16 protein-coding genes are annotated in these 14035 nt (G+C 38.3%); 13 read left to right on the forward strand and 3 right to left on the reverse strand.

Translation table 11 applies throughout. The features are described from left to right. Window positions 1-44: 44 nt before the first annotated feature. Together HCJ30_RS02890 and HCJ30_RS02895 are read right to left on the reverse strand one after the other, a co-directional pair. Entirely contained in the window at window positions 45-515 is a 471-nt protein-coding gene (locus tag HCJ30_RS02890; RefSeq protein WP_185390906.1) for an isoleucine--tRNA ligase, read from the reverse strand. Window positions 516-542: 27 nt separating this feature from the next. Then, complete coding sequence (locus HCJ30_RS02895) at window positions 543-1001, reverse strand: hypothetical protein (RefSeq protein ID WP_185390907.1); 459 nt, start codon at window positions 999-1001, stop codon at window positions 543-545. A 211-nt stretch (window positions 1002-1212) separates the two neighbouring features. Between HCJ30_RS02895 and relB the strand changes: the two genes are divergently transcribed. The 12 genes from relB (at window position 1213) to HCJ30_RS02955 (ending at window position 10635) form a co-directional block, all read left to right on the forward strand. Then, on the forward strand, window positions 1213-1755 hold the full coding sequence (relB, locus tag HCJ30_RS02900; RefSeq protein WP_003727150.1) for a type II toxin-antitoxin system RelB family anti-toxin: 543 nt from the start codon (window positions 1213-1215) through the stop codon (window positions 1753-1755). Window positions 1756-1770: 15 nt separating this feature from the next. Next, window positions 1771-2865, forward strand: a complete 1095-nt coding sequence (locus HCJ30_RS02905) for an ABC transporter ATP-binding protein (RefSeq protein WP_185390908.1) — start codon at window positions 1771-1773, stop codon at window positions 2863-2865. Then, entirely contained in the window at window positions 2865-3674 is an 810-nt protein-coding gene (locus tag HCJ30_RS02910) for an ABC transporter permease (RefSeq protein WP_003721372.1), read from the forward strand. The genes HCJ30_RS02905 and HCJ30_RS02910 overlap by 1 nt, the downstream gene beginning before the upstream one ends. Further along, window positions 3671-4477: an ABC transporter permease gene (locus tag HCJ30_RS02915; protein WP_185390909.1), complete on the forward strand. Its 807-nt coding sequence runs from the start codon at window positions 3671-3673 to the stop codon at window positions 4475-4477. The genes HCJ30_RS02910 and HCJ30_RS02915 overlap by 4 nt, the downstream gene beginning before the upstream one ends. Next, a complete protein-coding gene (locus HCJ30_RS02920; protein WP_185390910.1) occupies window positions 4474-5547 on the forward strand; it encodes an ABC transporter substrate-binding protein in 1074 nt (357 codons plus the stop codon). Before HCJ30_RS02915 ends, HCJ30_RS02920 begins: the two co-directional genes overlap by 4 nt. 183 nt (window positions 5548-5730) lie before the next feature. Beyond that, window positions 5731-6081, forward strand: a complete 351-nt coding sequence (locus HCJ30_RS02925; protein ID WP_185390911.1) for a hypothetical protein — start codon at window positions 5731-5733, stop codon at window positions 6079-6081. A gap of 206 nt (window positions 6082-6287) precedes the next feature. After that, complete coding sequence (locus HCJ30_RS02930) at window positions 6288-6989, forward strand: carbonic anhydrase (RefSeq protein ID WP_070212650.1); 702 nt, start codon at window positions 6288-6290, stop codon at window positions 6987-6989. 67 nt (window positions 6990-7056) lie between these two features. After that, complete coding sequence (locus tag HCJ30_RS02935) at window positions 7057-7599, forward strand: HD domain-containing protein (protein WP_185390912.1); 543 nt, start codon at window positions 7057-7059, stop codon at window positions 7597-7599. 135 nt (window positions 7600-7734) lie between these two features. Then, complete coding sequence (locus HCJ30_RS02940; RefSeq protein ID WP_008947211.1) at window positions 7735-8607, forward strand: ROK family protein; 873 nt, start codon at window positions 7735-7737, stop codon at window positions 8605-8607. Between the two features lie 83 nt (window positions 8608-8690). After that, a complete protein-coding gene (locus HCJ30_RS02945) occupies window positions 8691-9617 on the forward strand; it encodes a nitronate monooxygenase (protein WP_185390913.1) in 927 nt (308 codons plus the stop codon). Window positions 9618-9829: 212 nt separating this feature from the next. Next, window positions 9830-10249, forward strand: a complete 420-nt coding sequence (locus tag HCJ30_RS02950; protein WP_185390914.1) for a hypothetical protein — start codon at window positions 9830-9832, stop codon at window positions 10247-10249. A 77-nt stretch (window positions 10250-10326) separates the two neighbouring features. Further along, a complete protein-coding gene (locus HCJ30_RS02955; protein WP_185391575.1) occupies window positions 10327-10635 on the forward strand; it encodes an immunity protein CdiI family protein in 309 nt (102 codons plus the stop codon). Between the two features lie 134 nt (window positions 10636-10769). Here the strand turns inward: HCJ30_RS02955 and HCJ30_RS02960 are convergent, their stop codons facing one another. After that, window positions 10770-11174, reverse strand: a complete 405-nt coding sequence (locus HCJ30_RS02960) for a VOC family protein (protein WP_185390915.1) — start codon at window positions 11172-11174, stop codon at window positions 10770-10772. A 224-nt stretch (window positions 11175-11398) separates the two neighbouring features. Here HCJ30_RS02960 and HCJ30_RS02965 point away from each other — a divergent pair, with 224 nt between their 5' ends. Further along, complete coding sequence (locus HCJ30_RS02965) at window positions 11399-14029, forward strand: cation-translocating P-type ATPase (RefSeq protein ID WP_185390916.1); 2631 nt, start codon at window positions 11399-11401, stop codon at window positions 14027-14029. Window positions 14030-14035: the final 6 nt, after the last annotated feature.

Below are 14035 nucleotides of genomic sequence, written 5' to 3' on the forward strand. Positions count from 1 at the left end.
CAGAAAATCCCTAAGAACCATGCAGCGTTCTTAGGGATTTTTATTTAGGATGGAATTTTTTTCAAATCTTCAGCAAGCTTCTCTATTTCTAAATGGAAATTTTTTCTACCATTATTTAAAACGATGGCCGCATTACGAAGCTTAATTTTTTGCTCTTTGCCAGTTTCTAAATGGAGAATGCTTATTGTGTAATAGGGCAGAAACGAAATCGTCCGACCGTGCAATTTCGTATCACATTCGAGCATATATTGGCTAAAAGGGTACTTTTTATCCACAAATCCTCTTTTATAAAAAAGCGCGCGATTATTAATAGAAACAGTTCCATTAAAATAAGTGGTGTTGACACAGATAATACATAGGCTCAAGACAACATAAATACCGATAAATGGCCAAATGCGCAACGACTCAAAAGTAGCAAGAATGTAAAATCCAACGCCGATAATAGCCAAGCCAACAACGAATGTAAAAAATGTTTTGATATTCATATTATATTTGAAGAAAGAATAGCTTTTCATATTTGTGTACCACCTAGGATGTTTTAGTTAAGATTGATATTGCTTGAGTTGATCACGTAGTTCTTCCATTTTTTCTTGCAAATGTTTTTCACCGTCATTATATTTACGCGTCATATTATAGACTCGAATAAGTTTTTCCGCACGAGTATCTCTACTTATGATAACGATTCGATAGTATGGTAATGATCTGGAGGCGCCTGTAAAACGAATTAATTTTGCATCGCATTCGATAATATATTCGCTATAGGGGTAGGGTTTTTCTTTATAATAGAACGCTTCTTCACTAACAGAAATGTCACCAGGAAAAAATCGTTTGAGAAAGAAAAATGTGGAGGTGGCAAATGCGAAAAGAAAAACAAAAAATTCCCAGCGCATATGTAGCGTAACCGCGAGAATCAAAAAAGTAATCAAAGAACAAGTAAACATAACGATTAAGATTACCGTAGCTAAATGGAGATTATTTTTCGAAAAACGATATTTTTTCATGAAAGTTTGTCCACCTATGTTGATTTTATAACAAAATTCTAGCACTAAAAATAAACCTTGTCTATTGCAGAAAAAAATCAAAAAAACTATTGTTCGCGTGGAAGCTTTGTTGTATAATGTAGCTTGCTGTAAGTAAACTTTGTGTTTAATATTAGTAAACTTCTGTGACTTGAGGTTTACTATCACTAAACTTGAAAGAAAGGACATCGACATGGAAATTGGCAAACGCATTAAAAATCTGAGGCTCAGTAAGAATTTAACGCAAGAAGAATTAGGCGAACGAACAGATTTGACGAAGGGATATATTTCACAGTTAGAACGAGATTTAAGTTCTCCTTCGATTGAAACGTTATTTGCTATTTTGGAAGTGTTAGGTTCCACTCCGAAAGATTTTTTTGATGAGGAAGAACATAATCAAAAAGTAATTTACGGAGAGCTAGAGCATACTTTCTTTGAAGATGAAGAAAAAGGTTACAGAATTAAGTGGCTTGTTCCAGAATCAAATGAAAAAGAAATGGAGCCAGTTCTGCTTGAAATAGAGGCAAATAGCTGTTTTAAAAGCTTCGAACCATCACTTTCAGAAACTTTTGCTTATGTGTTAAAAGGGGAAGTGACTGTGCTACTTGGTCGAAATGAGTATGTAGCTAAAAAAGGAGAAGCAATTTATTTCCACGCCGCAGATGAACACCAAATTATTAATCGATCAAATGAACAAGCAACGCTCATCTTAGTAGCTACAGAGTCATATTTATAAGGGAGGTAAATGATTGTGACAGAAACAATTATTCGTTTTGAAAACGTAACAAAACAATTTGATAATGATCCACCAGTGCTAGACAATGTCAGCTTTGAAATAGAAAAAGGGAAGTTTTATACATTGCTCGGCCCATCAGGTTGCGGCAAAACAACCATTTTGCGCTTAATTGCTGGATTTTTAGAAGCATCAGAAGGACAAATTTACCTAGGAGAAAAAGTAATTAACCAAATTCCAGCCAATAAACGGCCAGTAAATACCGTTTTCCAAGATTATGCTTTATTTCCGCATTTAAACGTGTACGAAAATGTCGCTTTTGGACTGCGTATTAAAAAATTGAAAAAAGAAGCTATCGACGAAAAAGTAAAAGAAGCTTTGCGCTTTGTTAACTTAAAAGGCTACGAAAAAAGAGAAATTAGCGAAATGTCTGGCGGACAAAGACAACGTGTCGCAATCGCGCGGGCAATCGTCAATGAACCAGAAGTTATTTTGCTTGATGAGCCACTATCAGCACTTGATTTAAAACTACGTACAGAAATGCAATATGAACTGCGCGATTTACAAAAACGGCTTGGTATTACCTTTATCTTTGTAACGCATGACCAAGAAGAAGCACTCGCAATGAGTGACGAAATTTTTGTGCTAAACAAAGGTGAAATTCAACAAAGTGGGACACCGATTGATATTTACGATGAACCGATTAATAAATTTGTCGCTGATTTTATCGGCGAATCCAACATTGTTAATGGCAAAATGATTCAAGATTTCGAAGTGGAATTTGTGGAAAGACGTTTTGAATGTGTCGACCAAGGTTTCCGTCCGAATGAAGTTGTCGAGGTAGTTATTCGTCCGGAAGATTTAGAGATTACTTCTGCTGAAAAAGGGCAGCTGCAAGTAACCGTGGACTGGATGCTTTTCCGTGGTGTGCACTATGAAGTAGGTTGTATCGATATTGATGGAAATGAATGGCTTGTTCACACAACAAGAAAAGTTCGTGTGGGTGATAAGATTGGCTTAGCGTTTGAACCAGAGGCAATTCATGTTATGCGTCTTGGGGAAACGGAGGAAGAATTCGATAAGCGGCTTGATAGCTACGATGAGGTGCAGTAATGAATAGACGCACCCGTACAGTTTACCTAGTTCCTTATGTTCTTTGGATTTTACTTTTTGTAGTTGCACCGATTTTATTAATTGTATATTATTCGTTTTTTGATGTAGATGGCAATTTTACTGTAGATAATTATATTCACTTTTTCACCCCTGTCTATTTAAAAATGACGGCTAGTTCGTTCTGGTACGCGTTTTTAATTACGGTTTTCACACTGCTGATTTCCTATCCAACGGCTTACTTGTTAACGAAACTAAAACATAAACAACTTTGGCTATTGCTGATTATTTTGCCGACTTGGATCAATTTACTGCTTAAAGCGTATGCCTTTATTGGGATTTTTGGGACATACGGGGCGGCGAATCAGTTTTTAGAAATACTCGGAATTGGCTCGAAACAGATTTTATTTACGGATTTTAGTTTCTTATTTGTATCGACCTATATTTTTATTCCGTTTATGATATTGCCGATTTTTAATGCGATTGAGGAAATTAATCCAACGTTGATTCAAGCATCGCGAGACTTAGGTGCATCTAGTTTGACAACATTTAGACGAGTGATTTTCCCACTTACTGCTGACGGCGTGAAATCAGGGTGTCAGGCTGTTTTTATTCCAGCGCTATCACTCTTTATGATTACTCGATTGATTGCAGGAAACCGCGTGATTACGCTCGGAACAGCAATTGAAGAACATTTCCTTGTAACGCAAGACTGGGGAATGGGTTCAACAATTGGCGTATTTTTAATTATTGCGATGATTTTAATTATGTTCCTAACAGGTTCGAAAAAGAAAAGAGGTGCGCGTAAATGAAGAAAAGTAAATGGGGTACGATTTATTTAGTGCTTGTTTTTGTGATTTTATATGCGCCGATTTTCTATTTGATTTTTTACTCGTTTAATAAAGGCGGCACGATGCATAACTTTAGCGGCTTTACGCTTGGATATTATAAGGAAGTTTTCCAAGATACGCGCTTACTGATTATCGTGCTAAATACGTTTGTGATTGCGCTACTTTCTTCGGTGATCGCAACTATTATCGGGGTTTGCGGGGCGCTGGCGATTAAATTTATGCCCAAACCATTCGCGAAAAACTCGCTTTTAAGTTTGAATAATGTGTTGATTGTTAGTCCGGATGTTATTATCGGTGCTAGTTTCTTGATTTTCTTCACGATTTTAGGTGTGAAATTAGGCTTTATCTCCGTACTTGTTTCGCATATTGCCTTTAGTATTCCGATTGTCGTGTTGATGATTTTGCCGAAGTTGCAAGAAATGAGCCCGACGCTAATGGATGCGGCGCGAGACTTAGGTGCAAGCCAGTGGCAAGTCCTTTCGAAAGTTATTTTGCCGTATATTATGCCAGGCGTTTTAGCTGGATTTTTCATGGCATTGACTTACTCGCTAGATGATTTTGCGGTGACATTCTTTGTAACAGGAAATGGCTTCTCGACTTTAGCTGTAGAAATTTATTCCCGAGCAAGACAAGGAATTTCGCTTTCTATCAATGCTTTATCGACACTGATTTTCCTATTCACAATTGTGCTAGTGATCGGTTATTACTTTATTAACCAACGCAATACAAGTAAAAATATTCGGACGGGGGCGACGAAAGAATGAAGCAACTGCTGAAAATTTTTGTACCAGTAATTGTTGTCGCACTTTTAATGATGTTACTTGCAACAACGATGAACCGTTCGGAGGGCTATGCTGGGAGTAATACGCTGACGATTTATAACTGGGGCGATTATATTGATCCATCGCTCATCACTAAATTTGAAGAAGAAACTGGCATCAAAGTCATTTACCAAACATTTGATTCTAATGAAGCGATGATGACGAAAATCGAGCAAGGTGGAACGACCTTTGATATTGCGGTGCCAAGTGATTACGCGATTAGTAAAATGAAAGAAGAAAATTTGCTAATTCCGCTTGATCATTCCAAACTACCAAATGAAAAATACCTTGATCCGCGTTTTATGGATTTGTCGTTTGATGATAATAATAAATATTCGATGCCTTATTTCTGGGGAACACTTGGCATTATTTATAATAAAGAAATGTTCCCGGATAAGAATTTCGATACGTGGAATGCGTTGTTTGATCCTGAATTGAAGAACCAAATCTTGCTGATTGATGGGGCTCGTGAGGTGATGGGGCTTGGGCTGAATAGTCTTGGCTACTCGCTGAACGATACGAATAAAGCCCACTTACAAGCTGCCAGAGATAAGCTAGAAACGATGACGCCGAATGTTAAAGCGATTGTTGGCGATGAGATTAAACTTCTTATGGCGGACAATGAGGCGGGAGTCGCGGTTACTTTCTCCGGTGAAGCAGCGGAAATGTTAAGTGAAAATGAAGACTTAGAATATGTTATTCCAAAAGACGGTTCCAATTTATGGTTCGATAATATGGTCATTCCAAAAACGGCGAAAAATGTTGATGGCGCGCATAAATTTATTAATTTCATGCTAAAACCAGAGAATGCCGCAATTAACGCCGAATATGTCGGCTACGCAACACCGAATGCCAAAGCGGTCCAATTGTTACCAAAAGAAATTTCCAGTGATGAACGTTTTTATCCGGATATGGACGAATTAAATAATTTGGAAGTATATGATAACCTCGGCAAACGAATGCTGTCGTATTATAATGAATTATTTTTGGAGTTTAAGATGTACCGGAAATAAAGTGCTTCTTCATTGAAACAAGATACTAAGGGTACAGTTTAAAGTATCTTTATGCTCTATTTTTCTTTTACTCGCTTATACTAAATAAATTGCGTGAAAATGTGTTTATTCTAGTGCATTCTTTTTAAAGTTAGAAAACTACTGTAATTAAAGCGATAAAATGCTACTTTAAGGAGGAATTTCATGGATAAATCTAATTTAACAATGTTTGGAGAGGAACTTATCACTTCCTCGCGAGATAGAAGTATTCGACATTTAAACTCCTTATTAAACCAAGAAATCAAAGCCCCCTCGCTACAAGACATTCAATATAAGCTTTCAACGATGAACGAAGAGGATAAGGAATTTATAAATCTTTTAGGAGTAATGATAGTTGATAATACGCTATTTAATATTTTAACGATGTTTGAGCAATCAGAAGACAAGTTAACTCTCTTAGCGAATCATGAAAACATTGTCGAAGCAAGTGACGGACTTGCTGGCGAGTTGTTTACTGAAGACGGTTGGATATCAAAATTCAGCCAGTTTCAATAATTTAGTGTTAAAGCTTAGTCATCTTTGTTTTTACAACAATGAAAAATATTTTCTGGTGAATGCTGTCTTAAAAATAAAGCCACCAGTATCTTCACACGAGTTCACACCAAAGTCAAAACACGAACATTAAGCAAATTACTTGTGGAATAGATCAGCTATCCGCTAAAATAATGTTACGCAATTTTTTTCGAAAAGGAGAAATGGTTATGACAAAGGAGAAAGTGTTATGGGGTTACGATGAAAAGACTGGACCAGAAATGTGGGGGCATATCTGTTCTGACTTTGAAATCGCGCATACTGGAAAGGCTCAATCGCCAGTAAATATCGAACAAGCTGACGTTGTAAAACTGAAACCATCAACAATGAAATTTTACTATAAAGAAACAGACTATACGATTAGAAGAATTGAACAATCGGTGCATGTTTTTCCGCATGACAAAGAACAAGGGTTACGCTTTAACGGCGAGTATTATCCACTTGTATCATTCCATGCACATATTCCAGCAGAGCATTTGCTTGACGGTTATATGTATCCGATTGAATGGCATTTTGTACATGAAAAACCAGACGGCACAACGCTTGTAATGAGTGCTTGGATGGAAATTGATAATACCAATAATGTCGAATTTAAAGATTTACCAACGTATTTCCCAGAAGTGTTCGCTGATTTTGAAACAGAACGGGAAATTACTTTAGATGTGAATGAATTTATGCCGGAAGAGCGTGTTTTCTATACGTACCAAGGTTCACGGACGACACCACCAACCGTGGAAGGCGTAACTTGGATCGTGTTGAAAAATGCGAAGACGCTTGGCCAAGAAGATTTCACTGAATTTGAAAAAGCAATTGGCAATACAAGTCGACCTGTGCAAGATTTAAATGGTCGCGAAATTACTTTTTACAACTAAAAAACTAGAAAGCCTCGCTCTAATCTTGTATAGTATAGACATAGATTCTGAGTGGAGGCTTCTTTTTATGTATGAAAAAGCGAGACAAATGATGATTGAAGCGCATAATGGACAAGTTCGCAAAATTACTGGTGAACCATATTTTTCGCACCCTTTAAATGTAGCGAGAATTTTGCGCCGGGCGGGTTTCCGCGAAGAAGTCGTTGTCGCTGGTTTGTTGCATGATGCCGTTGAGGATACGGAGATGACCGACGAAGATATTCGCGCGGCTTTTGGCGATGTGGTGGCGGATTTGGTAGCTTCTCATACAGAAAATAAAACGTTATCGTGGGAAGAACGAAAAGCGCATACGATTGAACAAGTGCGCACTGGAAATGCAGAAGAAAAAGCCTTAATTGTGGCGGATAAATTAGATAATTTAACCTCTGTCAAATATGCGTTGAGCTCAGAAGGAAAGTCTGTCTGGGGCTATTTTAAACGTGGTTATGAACTGCAAAAATGGTACAATGAAGGGATTAAAAATAATATGGAATATGGTTTGAATCCATCTGAAATTCCGGCTTTCTTTGACGAGTATGCCCGGTTAGTTAAGTGGATTTTCAAGAAGTAAAATTTAAGTTGAAATATCTGTTAAATTAGGTAATTAGAATTAAAATGATAAGTTTTTAGAAAATAGATTTCTTTTTCCGAAAAACTGTTGTAAAATGAAAGCGTTATAAAACTTACGAGAAGGGAAGTTTTTTGAATGGTTTATGGAGCAATTGAAGCAGGTGGGACTAAGTTTGTCGTAGCGATTGGTGAAAAATCAGGCAAAATTATTAAACGTGCGAGCTATCCGACAACGGAACCAGCAGAAACAATGAAGGCTGTCATTCAATTTTTCAAACAATATGAAGACGAATTAAAAGCAATCGGAATTGGCTCGTTTGGACCAATCGATATTCGAAAATCAAGTGCTACATACGGGTACATCACGCAAACGCCAAAACTAGCATGGCGCAATTATGATATCGTTGGCGCGATGAAAAAAGAATTTAATGTCCCAATTGGCTTTACAACGGATGTTAACGCAGCCGCTTTAGGTGAAGTAAACCTAGGCGCGGCAGCAGGTTTGGATAGTTGTATTTACTTAACTATCGGAACTGGAATCGGAGGAGGAGCCGTTGTCGCTGGGAAAATTCTCGAAGGTTTCTCTCACCCAGAAATGGGGCATATTATGGTGCGCCGTCATAAGCGCGATCGTTTCACAGGAAGCTGCCCAAGCCATAGCGACTGTTTAGAAGGCCTTGCAGCAGGTGGTGCAATTGAAAAACGTTGGGGTCAAAAAGCGGCAGAACTCGCAGATAATGAAGAAGTGTGGAATTTAGAAGCACATTACATCGCCCAAGCTTTAATGAATTACACGCTCATCCTATCTCCAGAACGAATCGTTTTAGGTGGAGGCGTAATGAAACAGCGCCAACTTTTCCCTCTTGTCCGTCAAAAATTAAAAGCACTCGTAAACAATTACGTGCAATTGCCAGACTTAGACGAGTATATCGTTCCACCAAAGTTAGAAGATGATGCTGGGATAACTGGCTGTGTCTTACTAGCAGTGGATGCTGAAGAGTCCAATTAATGACGAAAACAGCTCTAGTTTATAGGGCTGTTTTTTGATATACTAAATTGTGATAAAACAAACAAGAACGCAGGAGGAAAAAGATGTCCATTACGAACTTATTAAATATTAAATATCCGATTATCCAAGGTGCGATGGCGCAAATTGCCAAAGCTCCACTTGTAGCCGCTGTGTCTAATGCTGGCGGTTTAGGAATTATTGCTTCTGGCGGAATGACCGCCGATATGCTACGCGAAGAAATCCAAAAAACAAAAGCACTGACAGATAAACCATTTGGCGTCAACTTAATGCTAATGATGACCAATATTGCGGAATTAACCGAAGTAATTATTGAAGAAAAAGTAGGAATCGTTACAACCGGAGCGGGAACACCAAAAACGTTCATGCCAATTTGGAAAGAAGCTGGAATTATCGTAATTCCCGTTGTCCCATCCGTGATGATTGCTAAACGCATGGAAAAAATGGGCGCAGATGCAGTTATCGCAGAAGGAACGGAAGCAGGCGGACACGTTGGCGAAACAACAACGATGGCGCTTCTACCGCAAATCGTGGATGCTGTAACTATTCCAGTCATTGGCGCAGGTGGAATTGCAGATGGTCGTGGAATCGTCGCAGCGCTAGCTCTAGGTGCAAAAGGTGTCCAAATCGGCACACGCTTCCTAGCAACCGATGAATGCCCAGTACACCCAGATTTCAAAGCAGCCGTTATTAAAGCCTCCGACCGTGACACAATGGTTACCGGCCGAAAAGCAGGCGCACCAGTTCGCTCGATTAAAAACAAAATGATCAAAGAATACATTCGTTTAGAAGACGAAAACGCCGATCGTGATACTTTAGAAGAGTTAACTTTAGGCTCTTTACGAAAAGCAGTACAAGAAGGCGACACAGACAACGGCTCCGTCATGGCCGGTCAAATCGCTGGCTTAATTACAGAAATCAAACCTTGTAAAGATGTTATTGAAGAGATGATGACAGAGGCTAAGAATGTGATTGCTGGGTTAGAATTATAAATTAAAAACAGTTATTTTCTGCTTAATAAAGTAGAGAATAACTGTTTTTTTGTAGTTGCGATGTTGTTTACAAAGGTAAAGTCAAAAAATGCACTAATTTGTTCTGTAGTTGGCTACATTTATACACAGAGGTTCACAAAACGCTCACAAAATGGAATCGTTTCTGGTGCTATAATGGAAAGGGTGGAAAACTAGACAAGAAAGGTAATAGCATGAAAAAAGATGATTATTCTAAAATGTCATGGGTATCAGCGGAGGATTTATATCTTTTATTTGAACAAGCAATCAAGGACTTTAAGCAAAGCAAATTAAGTAAAAAAGAGTTTTTTGATATTCTTGATGAATTGACTATGAGGCAAGTAGATACCTATGAAATTTTAAAAGAACCTTTGAGAGGACAGCTCGACAATGAGTTATGTAATTTATGGAACACAGAAAATTATGATGATGTAGATATTATTACATCATTGTTAATTAATTTAGGGTTGAAAAATACTTATAATAGAATGAAAAAATCTATCGAAGGTACTTCAGAAATATCACCAGAAATACTTGAGGAAATACAAGATGCAATTGAAGAAGTCGGAGATAATATAGATGATCCATATCAAGATTATATGAAGAAAATATAGAATGCGATCACAGTAGGCAAGAATGATTTCATTGTTGGCACTAATCCTGTTTCAATCAAATAAAGGAGTGTATTTTAATAAAAGAATTAAGATTGTCTTTAGAGTATAAATGTTATCCTGTTTGGGTATATAACGATGCGGGGATTTTAAAGGAAAATGATTTGCCGGATGAATTGAAACAAGATGAATATTTAGATGAGAAATTAACCTGCTTACAAGATAAATATGATAAATTGTTCATAGATACTGAAATTGAATTTCGATATGAGGCTTTTAAAGATGAGAAAGAAAAGGAAAAATTTCTTCATGAGTTCATAGAAGTTCAAAAGTATTTGAAAGAAACATTAGGTAAGGAATACAATATCGTTAATAAGATTTTAGTTTAGTAGCTGAGAGTGCTTAATATGTAGAGGTAATCAAAATCCACGGCTTATTTATAGTCTCAATAGTTATTTTTTGGTTTATAAAAAATAAAAACCAGTTACCCACCAAACCCCTGGCGTAACTGGTTTTCTAAATCTCACCCAAAATTAAGCTGCCAAAACACCCCAAAACGGTCCGTCACCTGCGCATAAGTCGAACCCCAGAACGCCACTTGCAACTCCATTTCCACTTTTCCATCAGCACGTAAAGCATCATAGGCATACTTAATAGCTTCCTCAGACTCAAAATTAATAAGAATCGTCACCCGGTTCCCGGTCGTAAAACCATCATAAGGCGCATCCGTAATATAAATAAATTCTTCACCATTTTTAGCTAAGCGGCTATGCATCAATCGCTCACCAAAAACGGCATCACCATCAAAATTATTCATCTCTTTAAAACGCTGAACGCTAGTTATCTCAGCCTGAAACACATCCGAATAAAACGTTAGAGCATCCTGACCTTCCCCGTTAAAAACTAAATACGGAACTGCAAAAGACATCTCATCATCCCCTATACAATTAATAGCTTTAGTATAAGCCTAATCTGCTGCAAAGTCATCTCACAAAATAATACGAATTTGTAAACAAAAACAAAATACTTGCAAATAAATGTGATATATTATACACTTGTGATAAGAAATCGGATATATTTAAATTAATATTTTTTTGCAACGAAATAAAGTAAGTACTTGCTTTTGGGAGTAGGTGCGTAGGAGGTAGATGTATGCTTTGGGTAAAAGAGTCAATTGAGCAACTTCTCAGTAAACTACACACGAATTTAGACACAGGGTTAACGAAAGAACAAGTGAAGGAAAAACATGCAGAGTTTGGGACGAATGAATTTGAAGAGGGAAAGAAGGAATCATTGCTTCAAAAAATTGGTCACCACTTAGTTGAAATTACAACGATCGTGTTGCTTTTCGCAGCGGCGATTTCTGCTTATTTAGCGATTACAACTGGTTATGGTTGGGCGAAGGTTGTCGTAATTTTAGGTATCGTCGTTTTGAATATGGTGCTCGGAATTTACCAGGAAAACAGCGCCGAGAAAGCACTCGCGGCACTTCAAAGTATGAATGCGCATTTAACGACGGTTGTTCGTGATGGTGTGCGGATGCAAGTGGACGCGACAGAATTAGTGCCAGGGGATATTATTGAAATCGTTGCAGGAGATATGATTCCAGCAGATGCACGGATTATTTCTAGCAGTAGTTTGCAAGTCGAGGAATCTGCGTTAACTGGTGAAAGTGTTCCGGTTGAAAAAGACGCAAATGCGGTTATTTCAGAAAAAGCACCAATTGGAGATCGACTGAATATGCTTTACTCGGGTTGTCTTGTAACGAATGGTCGCGCCACAGCGGTTGTTGTAGAAATTGGGATGGAAACAGAGATGGGGAAAATTGCTGGACTTTTAAACAGCACCTCAAAACTGATGACGCCTTTACAACTTCGCTTAAAAGAATTAGCAAAACGCCTTAGTATTGTAGCACTTTTAGCGGGTATTTTAATTTTTATTATTGATGTGTATGTGTACGGCGAGACAATTATTGAAACGTTGATGATTGCGATTTCTCTAGCGGTAGCAGCAGTTCCTGAGACGTTGCCGGTTATTGTGACATTGACGCTTGCTTACGGGGTTCAAAATATGGTGCGGAAAAATACGATTATCCGCCGAATTCCAGCAGTAGAAACAATCGGAAATACTTCGGTTATTTGTTCTGATAAAACAGGGACATTAACGCAAAATAAAATGATTATCCAACAAATTTGGGCAGCAGACCACGCACCAATTCAAGCAACAGCTAAATTTGATGATGCTGAGGAGAAAGTATTGGAAATGTTGAGCCTTTCCAGTAATGCGACGATTGATGTAACAGACGGCGAAGAAACCATCATTGGCGACCCAACCGAAAGCGCGATTATCCGTTTACTAGAAGAAAAAGGAACTACGAAAAAAGCATTAGAAGCTAAATATCCGCGCGTTTTCGAACTTCCTTTTGATTCAGATAGAAAGTTAATGACGACGATTCACCAAGTAGAAGACGGCTTTCTTTCCATTACAAAAGGTGCTTTTGACCGAATTCCCGTGAATTTTTCAGACGAGTTTTTAGCAGAAGCAGAGCGGGTGCATGACAGTTTTGCGGAGGATGCGCTTCGGGTGTTAGTTGTTGCCTATAAAAAATATCCGGAAATGCCGGCAGACTTGTCTAGTGAGGCGCTGGAGACTGATTTAACGTTTGCGGGAATGGTTGGGATGATTGATCCACCGAGACCGGAAAGTAAAGCGGCTGTGTTAGCGGCGAAAAAAGCGGGTATTAAAACTGTAATGATTACTGGTGACCACATTGTAACGGCATCAGCAATTGCAAAAGAAATTGGTATTTTAACGGATGGGGACAAAGCGATTACTGGGGCAGAGCTTGCTGAAATGTCAGAAGCGGACCTAGAGAAAAACATTCGAGATTATGCGGTATATGCGCGAGTGAGTCCGGAAGATAAAATTCGCATTGTTAAAGCTTGGCAGAAAAATGGTGAAATTGTCACGATGACAGGTGATGGCGTGAATGATGCGCCAGCCCTAAAAGCAGCAGATGTTGGTGCGGCAATGGGAATCACTGGAACCGATGTATCTAAAAACGCTGCCGACATGGTAATAACAGATGATAATTTTGCAACGATTGTTGATGCGGTGAAAGAAGGACGTACAGCCTATGAGAATATCCGCAAAACGATTTACTTCTTATTAAGTACCAACTTTTCACAAATTTTCATTATGTTAATTGCGATTATTCTTGGTTGGGGTGCTCCGGTTGTAGCTGTTCAGTTGCTATTAATCAACGTGGTATCTGACGGGATTCCTGGCTTCTTCCTTAGTCGCGAAAAAGCGGACGATTCCATTATGGAGCGGAAGCCAATTCCAAAAAATGCTGGAATTTTTGCGAATGGACTTGGAAAGAAAATGGCGACACAAGCAGTTGTCTTCACGATTGTAACACTTGCAGGATTTTATATCGGGCAGTTTGTAACGATTAATCATTCGATTGGTGCAAGCTATGAAGTAGGGATGACGATGGCGTTTGTTATTCTAGCATGGTCATCTGTCGCGCATATTTTCAACGTAAGAAGTGATAAGTCGATTTTCACCATCGGATTTTTATCCAACCGCGGCTTGTTCTTTAGCGCGATTTGTTCGATGTTGATTATTTTAGGACTTGCGATTATTCCGCCACTTGCGAACATGTTCTTCTTAGTAGAGATGAGCTTAACGCACTGGATTCTCGCATTCATCCTCTCGATGTTCCCACTCCTATTTGTAGAAATTCAAAAGCTTATTCAGCGAAAAAGAGCAAAAGCTTGAAGGAGG

Origin of the sequence: Listeria cossartiae subsp. cossartiae (assembly GCF_014224155.1) — a bacterium.
Taxonomy (GTDB): domain Bacteria; phylum Bacillota; class Bacilli; order Lactobacillales; family Listeriaceae; genus Listeria; species Listeria cossartiae.

Coding starts and splice junctions, on each gene's coding strand:
- HCJ30_RS02890 (WP_185390906.1), bottom strand. CDS start 515: ATGAAAAGCTATTCTTTCTTCAAATATAATATGAATATCAAAACATTT.
- HCJ30_RS02895 (WP_185390907.1), bottom strand. CDS start 1,001: ATGAAAAAATATCGTTTTTCGAAAAATAATCTCCATTTAGCTACGGTA.
- relB (WP_003727150.1), top strand. CDS start 1,213: ATGGAAATTGGCAAACGCATTAAAAATCTGAGGCTCAGTAAGAATTTA.
- HCJ30_RS02910 (WP_003721372.1), top strand. CDS start 2,865: ATGAATAGACGCACCCGTACAGTTTACCTAGTTCCTTATGTTCTTTGG.
- HCJ30_RS02915 (WP_185390909.1), top strand. CDS start 3,671: ATGAAGAAAAGTAAATGGGGTACGATTTATTTAGTGCTTGTTTTTGTG.
- HCJ30_RS02920 (WP_185390910.1), top strand. CDS start 4,474: ATGAAGCAACTGCTGAAAATTTTTGTACCAGTAATTGTTGTCGCACTT.
- HCJ30_RS02925 (WP_185390911.1), top strand. CDS start 5,731: ATGGATAAATCTAATTTAACAATGTTTGGAGAGGAACTTATCACTTCC.
- HCJ30_RS02930 (WP_070212650.1), top strand. CDS start 6,288: ATGACAAAGGAGAAAGTGTTATGGGGTTACGATGAAAAGACTGGACCA.
- HCJ30_RS02935 (WP_185390912.1), top strand. CDS start 7,057: ATGTATGAAAAAGCGAGACAAATGATGATTGAAGCGCATAATGGACAA.
- HCJ30_RS02940 (WP_008947211.1), top strand. CDS start 7,735: ATGGTTTATGGAGCAATTGAAGCAGGTGGGACTAAGTTTGTCGTAGCG.
- HCJ30_RS02945 (WP_185390913.1), top strand. CDS start 8,691: ATGTCCATTACGAACTTATTAAATATTAAATATCCGATTATCCAAGGT.
- HCJ30_RS02950 (WP_185390914.1), top strand. CDS start 9,830: ATGAAAAAAGATGATTATTCTAAAATGTCATGGGTATCAGCGGAGGAT.
- HCJ30_RS02960 (WP_185390915.1), bottom strand. CDS start 11,174: ATGTCTTTTGCAGTTCCGTATTTAGTTTTTAACGGGGAAGGTCAGGAT.
- HCJ30_RS02965 (WP_185390916.1), top strand. CDS start 11,399: ATGCTTTGGGTAAAAGAGTCAATTGAGCAACTTCTCAGTAAACTACAC.